The sequence below is a fragment of the Mycobacterium sp. SMC-4 genome (assembly GCF_050205565.1).
Taxonomy (GTDB): domain Bacteria; phylum Actinomycetota; class Actinomycetes; order Mycobacteriales; family Mycobacteriaceae; genus Mycobacterium.
On sequence record NZ_JBNMQU010000016.1, the window covers coordinates 1 to 14,589 of the forward strand.

A 14,589-nucleotide genomic window follows, 5' to 3' on the forward strand; every position below is an offset into this window, starting at 1 on the left:
CCGCGGCGCCTCATCCAAATACTTCTTCGGCAGATGATTCTTGAACATATCCGGCGGCTCGACGATGTGATCGTCCACGCTGATCAAAATCATGTCGTCTTTGTGCATGATGGCTTTCCTTCCGCCCCGGGCTCCCACTCGAGGACATCTGGTCGCTGCCGTTGTTCTCCTTCCAAGGAAACTAGCTTCTCGCTGAGCGAGAATCAACGTTCGGCAGTGACATCGATGCTGGCAGACGGTGAGGAAGACCGCGCGTCCTCGCCGCGCTGACCGGCCATTTCGGCCGCCTCCGTTGACGCCGACATCAGAAAGTGGAAATCTGTTGGTCAAATATGAGAACCTGATTCTCATGAACGAGAGGAGGCCGACGGTGCGAGTGGCCCCACTGCCCGCGGACCAGTGGGACGAGGCCGTCGACAAGGCGCTTTCGGGCCTGATGCCGGCGGAGATGCGCAACCCGGAGGGGACCGGCAACCTCGTCGCCACCCTGGTGCGGCACCCGAAGCTCGCTCGAGGGTTTCTCCGGTTCAACTTCCAGTTGCTCTACGGGGCCAGCCTGCCCGAGCGGCTGCGCGAGCTGGCGGTGCTCCGGATCGCCCACAACACCAACTGCGAGTACGAGTGGCGTCACCACGTCACCATGGGCCGCGACGTCGGACTCACCGACGAGGACATCGACGGCGTCACCCGCGGGGAGGCTGCCGACGAAGTCGACCGCGCCGTCCTGGCCGCGGTCGACGAGCTCCGAGACCGCGCCGCCATCTCCGACTCCACCTGGACAACGCTGTCCAACCACCTCGACGAGCGCCAGCTGATGGAGCTCGTCTTCACAATCGGCTGCTATGGCTCACTCGCCATGGCGATCAACACCTTTGGCGTAGAACCCGACGCCAGTACCGACCCAGAGAGGTAGCGAACCCAATGGCACACTTCCCGAAACCTGCCGCCGGCAGCTGGACCGAGAACTGGCCCGAACTCGGCACCACTCCGGTCAACTACGAGGACTCGATCGACCCCGAGCACTGGAAGCTCGAGCAACAGGCGATCTTCCGCAAGACATGGCTCAAGGTCGGCCGGGTCGAGCAGCTGCCCAAGAAGGGAAGCTACTTCACCCGCGAGATGCCGTCGGTCGGACCCGGGACCTCGATCATCATCGTCAACGACGGCGAACAGGTTCGGGCGTTCTACAACCTGTGCCGGCACCGCGGCAACAAGCTGGTGTGGAACGACTACCCCGGCGAGGAGACTTCCGGCAGCTGCCGCCAGTTCGTCTGCAAGTACCACGCCTGGCGCTACAACCTCAAGGGCGACCTCACCTTCGTCCAGCAGGAGCAGGAGTTCTTCGACCTCGACAAGCAGGACTACCCGCTCAAGCCGGTGCGCTGCGAGGTGTGGGAGGGCTTCATCTTCGTCAACTTCGACGACAACGCCGTCTCGCTCGAGGAGTACCTCGGCGAATTCGGCCAGGGCTTGAAGGGCTACCCCTTCCACGAGATGACCGAGCACTACAGCTACCGCGCGGAGATCAAGTCGAACTGGAAGCTGTTCATCGACGCGTTCGTCGAGTTCTACCACGCGCCGATCCTGCACATGAAGCAGGCCGAGAAGGAGGAAGCCGAGAAGCTCGCCAAGTTCGGTTTCGAGGCGCTGCACTACGACATCAAGGGCGACCACTCGATGATCTCGTCCTGGGGCGGCATGAGCCCGCCCAAGGATCTCAAGATGGTCAAGCCCATCGAGCGCATCCTGCACAGCGGCCTGTTCGGACCGTGGGACCGCCCCAAGATCAAAGGCATCCTGCCCGACGAGCTGCCGCCGGCGATCAACCCGGGCCGCCACAAGACCTGGGGCCAGGACTCGTTCGAGTTCTTCCCGAACTTCACCCTGCTGTTCTGGGTGCCCGGCTGGTATCTCACCTACAACTACTGGCCCACCGGGGTGGACACCCACATCTTCGAGGCCGATCTCTACTTCGTGCCGCCGAAGAACCTGCGCGAGCGGTTGTCTCAGGAGCTGGCCGCGGTGACATTCAAGGAGTACGCGTTCCAGGACGCCAACACCCTGGAGGCCACCCAGACCCAGATCGGCACCCGGGCCGTGCTCGACTTCCCGCTCTGCGATCAGGAAGTGTTGCTGCGTCACCTGCACCACACCGCCCACAAGTACGTGGACCGGTACAAGGAGTCTCTCGCAAACCAGAACGGGTCAACGAACGGCAAGCACACCACCACCGAGTCGAAGGAAGCCGCCAATGCCTAAGCTGCCCGAGGAATTCGCCGATCTGGAGCGGTTCGCCGACTGGTGCCTGCCCACCGAGGAGGAGCGCTACCAGAAGCGCCTCAATTCCACGATGGAGGAGATGCAGGAGCTCTACGACGCCGGCCTGGCCCGTCTCGAGGACATCATGGTCTACGTGGACGCCCGGTTCCCGCTCAAGAGCATGCCCGATGACGCCAAGGCTCTTGTGCACCTGGGCCAGTCGATCGTCATGGTGAGCTTCCCCGTCGAGGTCTGGAAGCAGCCGCGGGTCCTCGACAGCGGCGCGGCCTATATCAACCTGATCAAGGAGCCGGTGGTCTGACGGTGGCCACGTCCGGCGCTCTTCGCGCAAACGGCTCATTGACGACCCTCAAGGCAGCGGGTCTCGTCGACGTCGACACCGGGGAGATCCTCCCCGGTGTCGTCCGTATCGACGGTGACCGCATCGTCGGAATCGGCGGAACACCCGAAGGCGAGATCATCGATCTCGGGGATTCCATCCTGCTTCCTGGCCTGATGGACATGGAAGTCAACCTCCTGATGGGTGGTCGCGGAGAGAACCCCGGGCTGTCTCAGGTCCAGGACGATCCGCCGACGCGGGTGCTGCGCGCAGTGGGGAACGCCCGGCGCACACTGCGGGCGGGATTCACGACGGTGCGCAATCTCGGATTGTTCGTCAAGACAGGCGGATTCCTGCTCGACGTCGCACTGGGCAAAGCCATCGACGCCGGCTGGATCGAAGGTCCGCGAGTCATCCCCGCGGGTCACGCCATCACACCGACGGGCGGTCACCTCGACCCGACGATGTTCGCCGCGTTCATGCCCGGCGTGCTCGAGCTGACCATCGAGGAGGGCATCGCCAACGGGGTCGACGAGATCCGCAAGGCGGTGCGCTACCAGATCAAGCACGGCGCGCAACTGATCAAGGTGTGCTGCTCGGGCGGCGTCATGTCGCTGACGGGAGAGGCCGGGGCACAACACTATTCGGACGAAGAGCTGCGTGTGATCGTCGATGAGGCGCATCGCCGCGGTCTGCGGGTCGCCGCGCACACCCACGGCGCCGAAGCCGTCAAGCACGCCGTCGACTGCGGAATCGACTGCATCGAGCACGGATTCCTGATGGACGACGAGGCCATCCAGATGATGGTCGACAACGACCGCTTCCTGGTGACCACGCGACGACTGGCCGAGTACATGGACGTCTCGAAGGCCCCGCCGGAACTGCAAGCCAAGGCCGCCGAGATGTTCCCGAAGGCTCGGACGTCGATCAAGGCCGCCTACGAGGCCGGCGTGAAGATCGCCGTGGGCACCGACGCCCCGGCGATTCCGCACGGAAAGAACGCCGACGAACTGGTCACGCTGGTGGACTGGGGCATGCCGCCGGCAGCCGTGCTGCGGTCAGCGACGGTCGTGGCAGCGGATCTGATCAACAAGTCGGACTCGCTCGGCAGGCTCGCCGAGGGATACCTCGCTGACATCATCGCGGTGCCCGGCAATCCGCTGGAGGACATCGGCGTTACACGCAATGTCAACTTTGTAATGAAGGGCGGTAAGGTCTACCGACATGAGCAACCGAACTGAGGATCTCGTCGAGATCCAACAGCTCCTGGCGAAATACGCAGTCACCATCACCCAGGGTGACATCGACGGACTGGTCTCGGTGTTCACGCCGGACGGGACCTACAGCGCATTCGGCTCGACGTACACGCTGAACCGCTTCCCCGAGCTGGTCGACGCCGCGCCCAAGGGGCTCTTCATGACCGGCACCTCACTGGTGACGCTCGACGCCGACGACCCGGACAAGGCGACCGGCACCCAGCCGTTGTGCTTCATCGAGCACTCGAAGCACGACATGCGCATCGGCTATTACAACGACACCTACCTCCGCACCGACGACGGCTGGCGGTTGAAAACCCGTGCCATGACGTTCATTCGGCGCAACGGTGAGCACGACTCCGGACGCCCGCACGCCATCGGACGGCCGGAGGCGGGATGATCTCCACCGACACCGCCGAGTTCCGGTCCCAGCTGCAGGCGTGGCTCGACGAGAACGACCTGACTCCGCCGGACGGCGCGCACTCCCTGGAAGACCACATCCGGCAGTTCTTCCGCGTCCAGCGGGCGCTCTACGACGCCGGCTGGAATCGCTACGGCTGGCCTGAAGCGGCCGGCGGACTCGGCGGTCCGGCAATCCTGCGCGCAGTGGTCGGCGAAGAAGTCGTGGGCCGGCGGCTCGCCGAGCCCGGACCGTATTCGATGCTCGAGGTACTGACCCCGACGATGATCGACTACGCCCCGGACGGTCTGGCCGCCGAAATGGTGCCCAAGCTTCTCAGCGGCGAAGAGCTGTGGTGCCAAGGGTTTTCCGAGCCCGGCTCCGGCAGCGACCTGGCCTCGCTGACCACGCGCGCCACCCAGCGGGGTGATCAGTGGGTGATCAACGGGCAGAAGGTCTGGACCAGCTTCGCCCAGTTCTCGCAGCGGTGCATCCTGCTCACGCGCACTGGCGACGCCGACACTCCCAACCACCAGGCGATCACGGCGTTCTTTGTCGACATGGACACCCCCGGGATCACGGTGCGCCCTCTGCACACCATGCACGGCGTCGACGAGTTCTGCGAGGTGTACTTCGACGACGTCGTCGTCGGCGCCGACCGGATGCTCGGAAAGCCCGGTGATGGCTGGCAACTCGCGATGGACCTGCTGCCCTACGAGCGGTCCAGCTGCTTCTGGCAACGCATCGCGTACCTGTACTCCCGGTTCGACGAGCTGATCGGCATCGTCAAAGGCCTGGGCACCGCGTCGGACTCCGACCTCGGTGAGGTGTATCTGGCCCTGCACACGTTGCGGTGCCGGTCCCGGGCCACCCAGCACCGGCTGGCAGACGGACAGCGACTGGGTCCGGACACCTCGATCGACAAGGTGCTGCTCGCCGGCGCTGAACAACAGTTCTACGACACCGTCCGCGATCTCTTGCCCAGCGTGATCGAACTCGAAAACTCTGACTGGCGCACCGAGTTCCTGTATTCGCGGGCTGCCACGATCTACGGAGGCACCGCCGAAGTGCAGCGCAACATCATCGCTCGCCGTCTGCTGGATCTCGGGAAGGAGTGACCATGGACCAGAACATGGACGCCCAGTCACTCGGCATGCTCGAGGACACCCTGCGCAAGACCATGCTGGCGGCCTCTGGCCCCGAGCTCGACACGGCGCTGGCCGAGCTGGGTTGGGCCGAGATGCTGTCGGACATGCCGGATGTCGCGATCCCACTTGTGTTCCGCCTGCTGGGCGAGACCGGTTCGTACGCGTCGGTGCTCAACGACGTGATGCTCGAGACGATCGGCGCCGAGCCCGGGGGTACGCCCCCGATGCCGTACACCGGCGGCGGCTGGGTGGTGTGGGAGCGCACCCCGAGTGCGGAATCCCCCACGCTGGGCGGTCTACCGCTGAAGCGGGTGCCCGACGGGGAGTTGATGCGCATGGGCGAAGCCCGGCGTGCCGTGGGCTGGTGGCTGGTGGGTTCGGCACGCGCGATGCTGAGCCTGGCCCGCCAACACGCGCTCGACCGCGTGCAGTTCGGCCGTCCGATCGCGGGCTTCCAGGCGGTGCGTCACCGGTTGGCGGAGACCTTGGTCGCCATCGAGGGCGCCGAGGCGACGCTGGAGCTTCCCGGCACCGAGAGTGCGGACCTGACCGCCATGCTGGCCAAAGCAGCGGCGGGCAAGGCCGCGCTGACCGCTGCGAAGCACTGTCAGCAGGTGCTCGCCGGTGTCGGTTTCACCGACGAGCACGAACTGCACGTGCACATCAAGCGCGCCATGGTGCTCGACGGATTGCTGGGCAACTCAAAGGAATTGGCGCGTAAGGCCGGTGCCGGCCTGCGTGCCCGCGGTTCGGTCCCCCGCCTGGCCTACCTCTGACTCCGTTCTGGGCGAGACTCCCTTCTGGGCGAGACTCGCGTTCCGCGTGACTCCGTTCCGCGAAAGCGCGTGTCTGTCCGGCGACACGCCGAGACAGCGCGCGCTTTTGCGTACGGTCGCGGCCGACGAACGCGCGCAAAATGCCGTAGCTGCCCGGCGCGCCGCCGAACAGACACGCGCGCTCGACAAAACGGGGCGAGGGGCTACTACTTGATGTTGGCCTTCATCTCGTCGAGATTGACCAGCACCGGCCATCCGCCCACGCTCAACGCGTTGCCGTGGCCCGTCTGATGCACGTCGAAGACCGACTGGATGGCGGCGTAGAAGCCCTGCACGTCGAGCGTCTGGTTGACCGCGCGCTTGGCCTGCCGTAGCGCGAACGGCGGCATCTTCGCGATCTGCTCGGCCAGCGCCCGCGTCTCGGCGTCGAGCTGATCGCGCGGCACCACCTTGTTGACCATTCCGGTGCTGTGCACTTCCTCTGCGGTCATCGCCCGGCCGGTGAACAGGATCTCCTTGGCCTTTCTGGGCCCGAGTTCCCAAGTGTGCCCGTGGTATTCGACACCGCCGATACCCATCAGCACCACCGGGTCGGAGAACTGCGCATCATCGGCGGCGATGATCAGGTCGCACGGCCAGCACAACAGCAAGCCGCCGGAGATGCATCGGCCCTGCACCGCGGCGATCGACGGCTTGGGCACATTACGCCAGCGCAAGGTGTATTCGAGGTAGCGCTTGGCTTCGTGCTGAATGATGAATTCCAGCGTGATCTTGTCCGGAACGGGTCCTCCGCCGCGCAGATCATGGCCGGCGGAGAAGTGCTTTCCATTCGCGCGCAGCACGATCACTGCCACCTCGGGGTCTTCTGCAGCCCGCTGCCACGCCGCGTCGAGTTCGTCGAGCAGTTCGGGGTTCTGCGCATTGGCGGCCTCCGGCCGGTTCAGCGTGATCGTGGCGATCTTGTCGGCGACCTCGTAGTCGATGTACATGCGGCAAATCCTCGGGGTTTCAGCGCAGCGGGTGCGGGTATTGAGAGCGGGAATCGCGTCGATTGGAAATGCCGCGATTCGGACAGCTCCTTGTGAAGGCCTTCTATTATCTCGAAAACGAGAATACTATTCTCGCGATGAGGAAGTTACAATCTCTGACACGAGGGCCGAGAGGGGGTCGAGGACCGCAATGGCAAGACGATCTCCGGTACAGTCAGTCCATGTTCTTCCCAACCGGTCTGCAGCCGACGGGCCGCCGGTGACCACGCCGAGCGAGGAGCCGGCCTGGAAGCAGCGCGCCGTCGAGCGGTCCATCAAGACCGCCAAGCTCCGCGCCGCCCAGCGTGTGCAGCGCTTTCTCGACGCCGCACAGGCCATCATCATCGAAAAGGGCAGCACCGACTTCACCGTCCAAGAGGTCGTGGACCGGTCGCGCCAGTCGCTTCGCAGCTTCTACCTGCAGTTCGACGGTAAACACGAGCTTCTGCTGGCCCTGTTCGAAGACGCTCTGAGCCGGTCGGCGGACCAGATCCGCGCCGCGACGTCCGGCCAGGAGGACCCGCTCGAGCGACTCAAAGTCGCCATCCAGTTGCTGTTCGAGACGTCGCGCCCCGACCCGGCGGCCAAACGTCCTCTGTTCACAGACTTCGCCCCCCGTTTGCTGGTCTCACATCCCTCCGAGGTGAAGATCGCCCACGCTCCGCTGCTTGCTTTGCTCACGGAGTTGATGGAGGACGCCGGCGCCGCCGGGAAGCTCCGCGAGGGCATCAATCCGAAGCGCATGGCGGCCATGACCATGCAGACGGTGATGTTCGTCGCACAGAGCAGCGGCGATGCCGGCGACGGTACTCCGAATCCCATCACGGCCGACGAGGTCTGGGACTTCTGCGCGCACGGTTTCGCCGCACGCTAGGTCCGAGAACCCCGCTCTCACGAGTCAGAATCGCCAAATCGGCAGTTGACGCTTCCGCTTACCCAAAAGACCTGTTCAACGCCGTCCATTCACATGAGAGGCATGTTCTTCTAATCGGAGAGCGCGCTCTGCCGTGATTGAGTCCACCATTGACACTTCGCTGTAAGGAGTGCCACAGTGTGAGACAGATGGCAGCCCGCTGTCTTACGACTTCTGTCTAAAAAGCACCGGTCCGGCGAGAGGGATACCGTGACGATCAGCGCTGAGAATTCCGACGTACAGAATGCCCAGCCAGCCGACCTGTCCTACGACCCCTACAGCGTCGATCTCAATATGGCCCCTTACGAGGTCTTCGCCCGCCTCCGCGAAGAGGCGCCTCTCTACTACAACGAGACACACGACTTCTACGCCCTGAGTCGCTACGACGACGTCAACAAGGCCCTGATCGGCCACGAGACCTTCATCTCCGGTCGTGGCGCGCTCCTGGAAATCATCAAGTCAGGCATGGAGATCCCGCCCGGCACTTTGATTTTCGAAGATCCGCCGATCCACAACATCCATCGCAACCTGCTGTCGCGGATGTTCACCCCGCGCAAGGTGCTGGCGCTCGAGCCGCAGATCCGCGAGTTCACCGCCCGCTGCCTGGATCCGCTCGTGGGCACGAACCGATTCGACTTCGTCAACGACCTCGGCGAGCAGATGCCCATGCGGGTGATCGGGATGCTACTGGGTATCCCCGAAGAGCATCAGCGTCGGGTCACCGAGCACGGCGAGGCCACGCTGCAGAGCGAGAACGCCGACCTGATGGCCACCGGTGAGGTGTTCGAGGAGTTCATCGACTACCGCACCAAGCACCCGTCCGACGACATCATGACCGATCTGCTCAACGTCGAGTTCGAGGACGAGACCGGTACGGTGCGGCGGCTGCGTCGCGACGAGCTGCTGATGTACCTGACAGTGGTGGCGACCGCTGGTTCCGAGACCACGACCCGGTTGATCGGATGGGCCGGCAAGACGCTTGCCGATTACCCCGACCAGCGTCGCGAGCTGGCGCAGAATCCGAGCCTGATCCCCCAGGCGATCGAAGAGATCCTGCGCTGGGAGCCGCCTGCGCTGCACATGGCCCGCTACGTCACGCGTGACACCGAGTACTACGGGCAAAAGGTGCCCGCCGGCAGCGCGATGCTGCTGATGATCGGTGCGGCCAACCGCGATCACCGTCGCTTCCCGCCCAACGGTGACGTCTTCGACATCCATCGAGAACTGCGCTCCCACTTGACCTTCGGCGCCGGGACACACTTCTGCATGGGCAACGCCCTGGCCCGGCTCGAAGGCCGGGTCGCGCTCGAAGAGATCCTCAAGCGGTTCCCCGAATGGGAAGTCGACTGGGACAACGCCCGTCCGTCGCAGACCACAGCGGTGCGCGGCTGGGAATCCATGCCCACCCTCATCGCCTGAACCCACCCACCCCACCACGACAGTAAGGATCCGAAAGAACATGGCAGGACGTCTAGAAGGCAAGGTCGCATTCATCACCGGCGCCGCGCGTGGGCAGGGACGGGCGCATGCCGTCCGGATGGCCGAGGAAGGCGCCGACATCATCGCCGTCGACATCTGCAAGCAGATCGACAGCGTGCTGATCCCGCTGTCGAACCCGGAGGACCTCGCCGAGACCGCCGATCTGGTCAAGAACGCCGGTGGCCGCATCCACACCACTGAGGTCGACGTCCGCGACTTCGACGTGTTGAAGGCCGCCGTGGACGCCGGTGTCGAGGAGTTCGGCCGGCTCGACATCATCGTCGCCAACGCCGGCATCGGCAACGGCGGTCAGCTGCTGCACGACACCGGAGAGCCCGACTGGGACGACATGATCGGGGTCAACCTCTCCGGCGTCTGGAAGACCGTCAAGGCCGGCGTCCCGCACATCCTGGCCGGTGGACGCGGCGGCTCGATCATCCTGACCAGCTCGGTGGGCGGCCTGAAGGCCTACCCGCACACCGGCCACTACGTCGCCGCCAAGCACGGCGTCGTCGGCCTGATGCGGACCTTCGCCGTCGAACTCGGCGCCCAGAACATCCGCGTCAACTCGGTGCACCCGACCAACGTGAACACCCCGCTGTTCATGAACGAGCCCACGATGAAGTTGTTCCGTCCCGACCTGGAGAACCCGGGCCCGGACGACATGAAGGTTGTCGGGCAGCTCATGCACACCCTGCCCATCGGCTGGGTGGAGCCCGAGGACATCGCCAACGCGGTGCTGTTCCTCGCGTCCGACGAGGCACGTTTCATCACCGGCGTGACGCTGCCGGTCGACGGCGGCAGCTGCCTGAAGTAGCGGAAAGACCAGAACGGCGTGCCGTCGAAGGAACTCGCGATCCCGCAAGGTTGGGACGAGATCACCCCCGAGTGGATGACTTCCGTGCTCGCCCGGCACTTTCCGGGCGCTGAGGTCGGCGAGGTGCAGGTCGCACTGCGCGACGACGGCACCAACCGTCGCGCCCGGCTCGCGCTGAGCTACTCCACGGGAACCGGACCTGCCACGGTGTTCGCCAAGGCGGTGGATCCTGAGCACGCCGATCTGGTCGCACTGACCAGCGGGCTGTACCACGAACCGAGGCTGTTCGCCTCGGGCGTGGTGCTGCCGCTGAATCACCCGGCCGTCTATGCCGCGATGATCGACGAAGACCGTCGCGACTTCCTGATGATCATGGAGGACGTGGTCGGACGGGGCGCCGATCCGCGCGACTCCACCCGTCCATTGACGGTCGATCAAGCGGCCGCCGGGGTGCGGGGTCTGGCCCGGCTGCACAGCCGGTACTGGGGTGAGCGGCTGACAGGCAACCCGGCCCTGTCCTGGGTGGAGCCGTTCGTGGCCTTCGAGGGGCTGGAATACGCCCCGCTGGACATCGCCCGCGAACGACTCGGCGACACCGTCGCTCCCGAGGTGCTCGCGCTGAGCGGGACCGAGTTGTTCGTCGACATCTGGGCGCGTTACATCGGCACGCTCACCGCGTCGCCCGCCACCCTGCTGCACGGTGACCCGCACATCGGCAATACCTATGTCGCACCGGATGATTCGCCGACCGGCGAGACTGTCGGCTTCCTGGACTGGCAGATGGTGCGGCGAGGCAACTACTCCCTGGATCTGGGCTACTTCCTTCAGGGCGCACTGACGATCGAGGACCGCCGCCGCAGCGAACGCGATCTGCTCGACGAGTACCACGGGGCCCTGGAACTGCCTGCCTCCGAGATGCCCGGTCGCGACGATGTCTGGCTGCGCTACCGCGCCTCCGTGGCGCACGGGCTGGCGATCTGGATGGCCACCCTGTCGGGCGGCGACGCCTGGCAGAGTGCCGACATCTGCCTCGCGCTGGCGCAGCGATACGCCGCGGCGTTCGTCGACCTGCAGACCGCCGAGGCACTCGAGACGATCAGCAGCTGATCCCATTCGCCGAAACGGAACTGATCATGGCCGGCGGGTGGTTCCATTGTGCCCATGAAGCGACTCAACGGCATGGACGCGATGCTGTTGTACAGCGAGACGCCCAATGTGCACACCCACACGTTGAAGGTCGCGGTCATCGACGCCTCGGGTTTCGAGGGCGAGTTCGGCTTCGATTCGTTCCGCCGGACCATCGAGCACCGTCTGCATCTGCTCGACCCGCTGCGTTACCGGCTGGTCGACATCCCGTGGCGGCTGCATCACCCGATGTGGTTGCCCGACTGCCCCGTCGACCTGGACTACCATCTGCGTCGCGTCCAGGTGCCTGCGCCGGGGGGCCGCCGCGAACTCGACGAGGTCATCGGCCGGATCGCCAGCACACCGCTGGACCGCAGTAAACCCTTGTGGGAGTTCTATTTCGCCGAGGGCATGGCCGACGACCGCTTCGCTCTGATCGGCAAAGTGCACCACACCCTCGCCGACGGTGTCGCCTCGGCCAACCTGCTGGCGCGGCTGATGGATCTGGCGGGCTCCGCGCCGGACGAGCGCGACGGACCGCCCGAGTCGTGTGACCCACCGTCTACCGCGCAGCTGGTCAAAGAGGCACAGCTCGACCACTTCAAGAATTTCACCGAGTTGCCCGGCCTGCTGGCCGACACCGCCCGCGGTGTCCGACGACTGCGACAGCGCGCCCGGCAGCGGCGCGCCAACCCGGACCTGGCCCGCCCGTTCAACGCTCCGCCGACATTCCTCAACCACGTGGTGTCACCGGTGCGCACGTTCGCCACGGCGACGTTGTCGTTGGCCGAGGTCAAGGAGACGGCCAAGCAGCTGGGCGTCACGTTCAACGACGTCGTCCTCGCGATGTCCGCCGGGGGGCTGCGGGAATTGTTGCTGCGCTACGACGGCCGCGCCGACCGGCCGCTGTTGGCGACCGTCCCGATCAGCATCGACAAGTCGGCCGACCGCATCACCGGCAACGAACTGGGCGGTCTGATGGTCTCGGTACCGGTCCACGTCGACGATCCGCTGCAGCGGGTCGCGCTGATCGCCGAGGCGACCAAGCGCGCCAAGGAGAACTACGACCTCCTCGGACCGACGCTGCAGGCCCGGTACCTCGAGTACCTGCCACCACCGTTGGCGCCCACACTGTTTCGTGCCCAGTCCAAACGCGCCAACCACAACAGGCTCATGAACGTGGCGATCTCCAATGTGCCCGGACCTCGTCAGCGCGGCCATATCGGCGGTGCTCCGGTCAGCGAAATCTACTCCGTCGGAGTGCTTTCCGCGGGCAGTGCCTTCAATATGACGGTGTGGAGCTACGTCGACCAGCTCGACATCGCGGTGCTCTCCGACGACCGCACGTTCACCGACCCCCACGAGGCGACCGACGCGATGGTGCACGCGTTCGACGAACTACGCGCGGCGGGCGGCCTGCCCGAATCCGCGCCGGTGACCAGCGCGATGGCGCCCGCACCCTGTGGCAGCGACTAGGTCAGCTCGCGCAGTTCGTTGCGCAGGATCTTGCCGGTGCTCCCTCGCGGCAGCTCCGGCAGGATCGTGATGTCCCGGGGCACTTTGTAATTCGCGAGGTTGTCGCGGACGTGTTGTTTGAGGTCGTCCACCGACGGCTGTCCGTCGGCTTCGTTGAGCACCACGAACGCGGCCAACCGTTGGCCGTACTGTTCGTCGTCCACGCCGAGCACGGTGGCTTCAGCGACCGCGGGATGGGCGATCAGGGTGTTCTCCACCTCGATCGGGTAGACGTTCTCGCCGCCGGAAACGATCATCTCGTCGTCTCGGCCCACCACGAACAGGCGGCCGGCGTCGTCGAGGTAACCCATGTCGCCGGACGCCATGAAGCCGTCATGGAAGTCTTTGGTGGTTCCCGAGGTGTAGCCGTCGAACAGGGTGGAGCTCTTGACGAAGATCTGGCCGACCTCGCCGGTGGGTACCTCGCGTCGGTCGTCGTCGAGGATGCGGATCTCGGTTCCGTCGGCGGGCCGGCCCGCCGTGTCGGGTGCTGCCCGCAGGTCCTGCGGGGTGGCCGTGGCGATCATGCCGGCTTCGGTCGCGTTGTAGTTGTTGTAGATCACGTCGCCGAACTGGTCCATGAACGAGATGACGACGTCGGGGCGCATCCGCGATCCCGATGCGGTCGCAAATCGTAACGACCTGCCGCTGTAGCGGTTTCGAACCTCGTCGGGCAAGTCCATGATGCGGTCGAACATCACCGGGACGACGGCCAGGCCGGTGGCCCGGTGCCGGTCGACGAGTTCCAGCGTCGCCTCGGGGTCGAATTTGCGGCGCGTCACGATCGGGCACGCCAGCAGCGCGGCGAACAACAACTGGGAGAACCCCCAGGCGTGGAACATCGGGGCCGCGATCACGATCGGTTCCTCCGCGCGCCACGGCGTGCGGTCCAGGACGGCCTTGAGGTCGCCGGCTCCACCACTGCCCGCAGAACGCTTGGCGCCCTTGGGCGTTCCGGTGGTACCGGAGGTCAGCAGGATGATGTCGCTCTTACGGTCGCTCGGTTGCGGTCGACGGCCCAGGTGGGCCTCGATCAGCGCGTCGGTGGTGGTCGCGGTCCCGCCCGGGTCGTCGACCCAACTCAGAACGCGGGTGGCGTCCGGCACATCACGCAGGGCGCGGTCCACCGTCTCGGTGAACTCCTCGTCGTAGATGACGACATCGGCGCCCTCGCGCTGGATCACCTCGGCCATCGCCGGTCCGGCGAAGGAGGTGTTGAGCAACAGCACGTCGGCGCCGATGCGGTTCGCACCGACCAGCGCCTCGATGAAACCGCGGTGGTTGCGGCACATGACCGCGACGGTTCCCGGCTGCCACTGCTGCAAGGCCGCGCCGAGCGCGTCACACCGGTCGTCGAGTTGCTTCCACGTCAGGGTGCCGCGCTCGTCGATGAGGCCGGCCTTGTCCGGGCAGCGCTGCGCGGCAGTGGCAAAGCCGACGGTCGCGGTGAGGCCCGCGCGTCGTACGGCCAACCCCATGCGCAGGTACCGGTCGGGCCGCATCGGCGCGATCAACCTCGCCTGCCACAGCGTG

The 14,589-nt window shown here is 65.5% G+C and carries 14 protein-coding genes; 12 read left to right on the plus strand and 2 right to left on the minus strand.

Annotated features, from left to right (window positions below):
- Positions 1-370 precede the first annotated feature (370 nt).
- The 7 genes from ACQI46_RS23685 to ACQI46_RS23715 are packed head-to-tail and all read left to right on the plus strand — an operon-like array spanning position 371 to position 6,179.
- The gene (locus tag ACQI46_RS23685) at positions 371-913 is read left to right on the plus strand and encodes a carboxymuconolactone decarboxylase family protein (RefSeq protein WP_427096596.1); all 543 of its coding nucleotides are present in this window, start codon (positions 371-373) and stop codon (positions 911-913) included.
- Between the two features lie 8 nt (positions 914-921).
- Positions 922-2,259: an aromatic ring-hydroxylating oxygenase subunit alpha gene (locus ACQI46_RS23690; RefSeq protein WP_427096496.1), complete on the plus strand. Its 1,338-nt coding sequence runs from the start codon at positions 922-924 to the stop codon at positions 2,257-2,259.
- The gene (locus tag ACQI46_RS23695) at positions 2,252-2,581 is read left to right on the plus strand and encodes a hypothetical protein (protein ID WP_427096497.1); all 330 of its coding nucleotides are present in this window, start codon (positions 2,252-2,254) and stop codon (positions 2,579-2,581) included. Before ACQI46_RS23690 ends, ACQI46_RS23695 begins: the two co-directional genes overlap by 8 nt.
- A gap of 38 nt (positions 2,582-2,619) precedes the next feature.
- A complete protein-coding gene (locus tag ACQI46_RS23700; RefSeq protein ID WP_427096498.1) occupies positions 2,620-3,840 on the plus strand; it encodes an amidohydrolase family protein in 1,221 nt (406 codons plus the stop codon).
- Complete coding sequence (locus ACQI46_RS23705) at positions 3,824-4,255, plus strand: nuclear transport factor 2 family protein (protein WP_427096499.1); 432 nt, start codon at positions 3,824-3,826, stop codon at positions 4,253-4,255. The genes ACQI46_RS23700 and ACQI46_RS23705 overlap by 17 nt, the downstream gene beginning before the upstream one ends.
- Positions 4,252-5,373, plus strand: a complete 1,122-nt coding sequence (locus ACQI46_RS23710) for an acyl-CoA dehydrogenase family protein (protein ID WP_427096500.1) — start codon at positions 4,252-4,254, stop codon at positions 5,371-5,373. Before ACQI46_RS23705 ends, ACQI46_RS23710 begins: the two co-directional genes overlap by 4 nt.
- Before the next feature lie 2 nt (positions 5,374-5,375).
- Positions 5,376-6,179, plus strand: a complete 804-nt coding sequence (locus tag ACQI46_RS23715) for an acyl-CoA dehydrogenase family protein (RefSeq protein ID WP_427096501.1) — start codon at positions 5,376-5,378, stop codon at positions 6,177-6,179.
- Between the two features lie 206 nt (positions 6,180-6,385).
- On the opposite strand, the gene ACQI46_RS23720 is transcribed toward ACQI46_RS23715, so the two are convergent.
- Positions 6,386-7,168, minus strand: coding sequence for an enoyl-CoA hydratase (locus ACQI46_RS23720; RefSeq protein WP_427096502.1), 783 nt, complete (start codon positions 7,166-7,168; stop codon positions 6,386-6,388).
- Between the two features lie 190 nt (positions 7,169-7,358).
- Here ACQI46_RS23720 and ACQI46_RS23725 point away from each other — a divergent pair, with 190 nt between their 5' ends.
- From ACQI46_RS23725 to ACQI46_RS23745, 5 genes are all read left to right on the plus strand, one after another.
- Entirely contained in the window at positions 7,359-8,081 is a 723-nt protein-coding gene (locus ACQI46_RS23725; protein ID WP_427096503.1) for a TetR/AcrR family transcriptional regulator, read from the plus strand.
- 333 nt (positions 8,082-8,414) lie between these two features.
- Positions 8,415-9,539: a cytochrome P450 gene (locus tag ACQI46_RS23730; protein WP_427096597.1), complete on the plus strand. Its 1,125-nt coding sequence runs from the start codon at positions 8,415-8,417 to the stop codon at positions 9,537-9,539.
- Between the two features lie 40 nt (positions 9,540-9,579).
- The gene (locus ACQI46_RS23735) at positions 9,580-10,416 is read left to right on the plus strand and encodes a mycofactocin-coupled SDR family oxidoreductase (RefSeq protein ID WP_427096504.1); all 837 of its coding nucleotides are present in this window, start codon (positions 9,580-9,582) and stop codon (positions 10,414-10,416) included.
- A 75-nt stretch (positions 10,417-10,491) separates the two neighbouring features.
- Positions 10,492-11,523 (plus strand): phosphotransferase, encoded by a 1,032-nt coding sequence (locus tag ACQI46_RS23740; protein ID WP_427096598.1) that lies wholly within the window; start codon positions 10,492-10,494, stop codon positions 11,521-11,523.
- Positions 11,524-11,577: 54 nt separating this feature from the next.
- Complete coding sequence (locus ACQI46_RS23745; RefSeq protein WP_427096505.1) at positions 11,578-13,017, plus strand: WS/DGAT/MGAT family O-acyltransferase; 1,440 nt, start codon at positions 11,578-11,580, stop codon at positions 13,015-13,017.
- Here ACQI46_RS23745 and fadD12 read toward each other — a convergent pair.
- Positions 13,014-14,558 (minus strand): acyl-CoA ligase FadD12, encoded by a 1,545-nt coding sequence (fadD12, locus tag ACQI46_RS23750; RefSeq protein ID WP_427096599.1) that lies wholly within the window; start codon positions 14,556-14,558, stop codon positions 13,014-13,016. The two genes, ACQI46_RS23745 and fadD12, sit on opposite strands and share 4 nt — an antisense overlap.
- Between the last annotated feature and the right edge of the window lie 31 nt (positions 14,559-14,589).

Excerpts from the sequence above, each read along its gene's own strand:
- ACQI46_RS23690 (WP_427096496.1), top strand. The coding sequence starts at position 922 with ATGGCACACTTCCCGAAACCTGCCGCCGGCAGCTGGACCGAGAACTGG.
- ACQI46_RS23695 (WP_427096497.1), top strand. The coding sequence starts at position 2,252 with ATGCCTAAGCTGCCCGAGGAATTCGCCGATCTGGAGCGGTTCGCCGAC.
- ACQI46_RS23705 (WP_427096499.1), top strand. The coding sequence starts at position 3,824 with ATGAGCAACCGAACTGAGGATCTCGTCGAGATCCAACAGCTCCTGGCG.
- ACQI46_RS23710 (WP_427096500.1), top strand. The coding sequence starts at position 4,252 with ATGATCTCCACCGACACCGCCGAGTTCCGGTCCCAGCTGCAGGCGTGG.
- ACQI46_RS23715 (WP_427096501.1), top strand. The coding sequence starts at position 5,376 with ATGGACCAGAACATGGACGCCCAGTCACTCGGCATGCTCGAGGACACC.
- ACQI46_RS23720 (WP_427096502.1), bottom strand. The coding sequence starts at position 7,168 with ATGTACATCGACTACGAGGTCGCCGACAAGATCGCCACGATCACGCTG.
- ACQI46_RS23725 (WP_427096503.1), top strand. The coding sequence starts at position 7,359 with ATGGCAAGACGATCTCCGGTACAGTCAGTCCATGTTCTTCCCAACCGG.
- ACQI46_RS23730 (WP_427096597.1), top strand. The coding sequence starts at position 8,415 with ATGGCCCCTTACGAGGTCTTCGCCCGCCTCCGCGAAGAGGCGCCTCTC.
- ACQI46_RS23735 (WP_427096504.1), top strand. The coding sequence starts at position 9,580 with ATGGCAGGACGTCTAGAAGGCAAGGTCGCATTCATCACCGGCGCCGCG.
- ACQI46_RS23740 (WP_427096598.1), top strand. The coding sequence starts at position 10,492 with ATGACTTCCGTGCTCGCCCGGCACTTTCCGGGCGCTGAGGTCGGCGAG.
- ACQI46_RS23745 (WP_427096505.1), top strand. The coding sequence starts at position 11,578 with ATGAAGCGACTCAACGGCATGGACGCGATGCTGTTGTACAGCGAGACG.
- fadD12 (WP_427096599.1), bottom strand. The coding sequence starts at position 14,558 with ATGCGGCCCGACCGGTACCTGCGCATGGGGTTGGCCGTACGACGCGCG.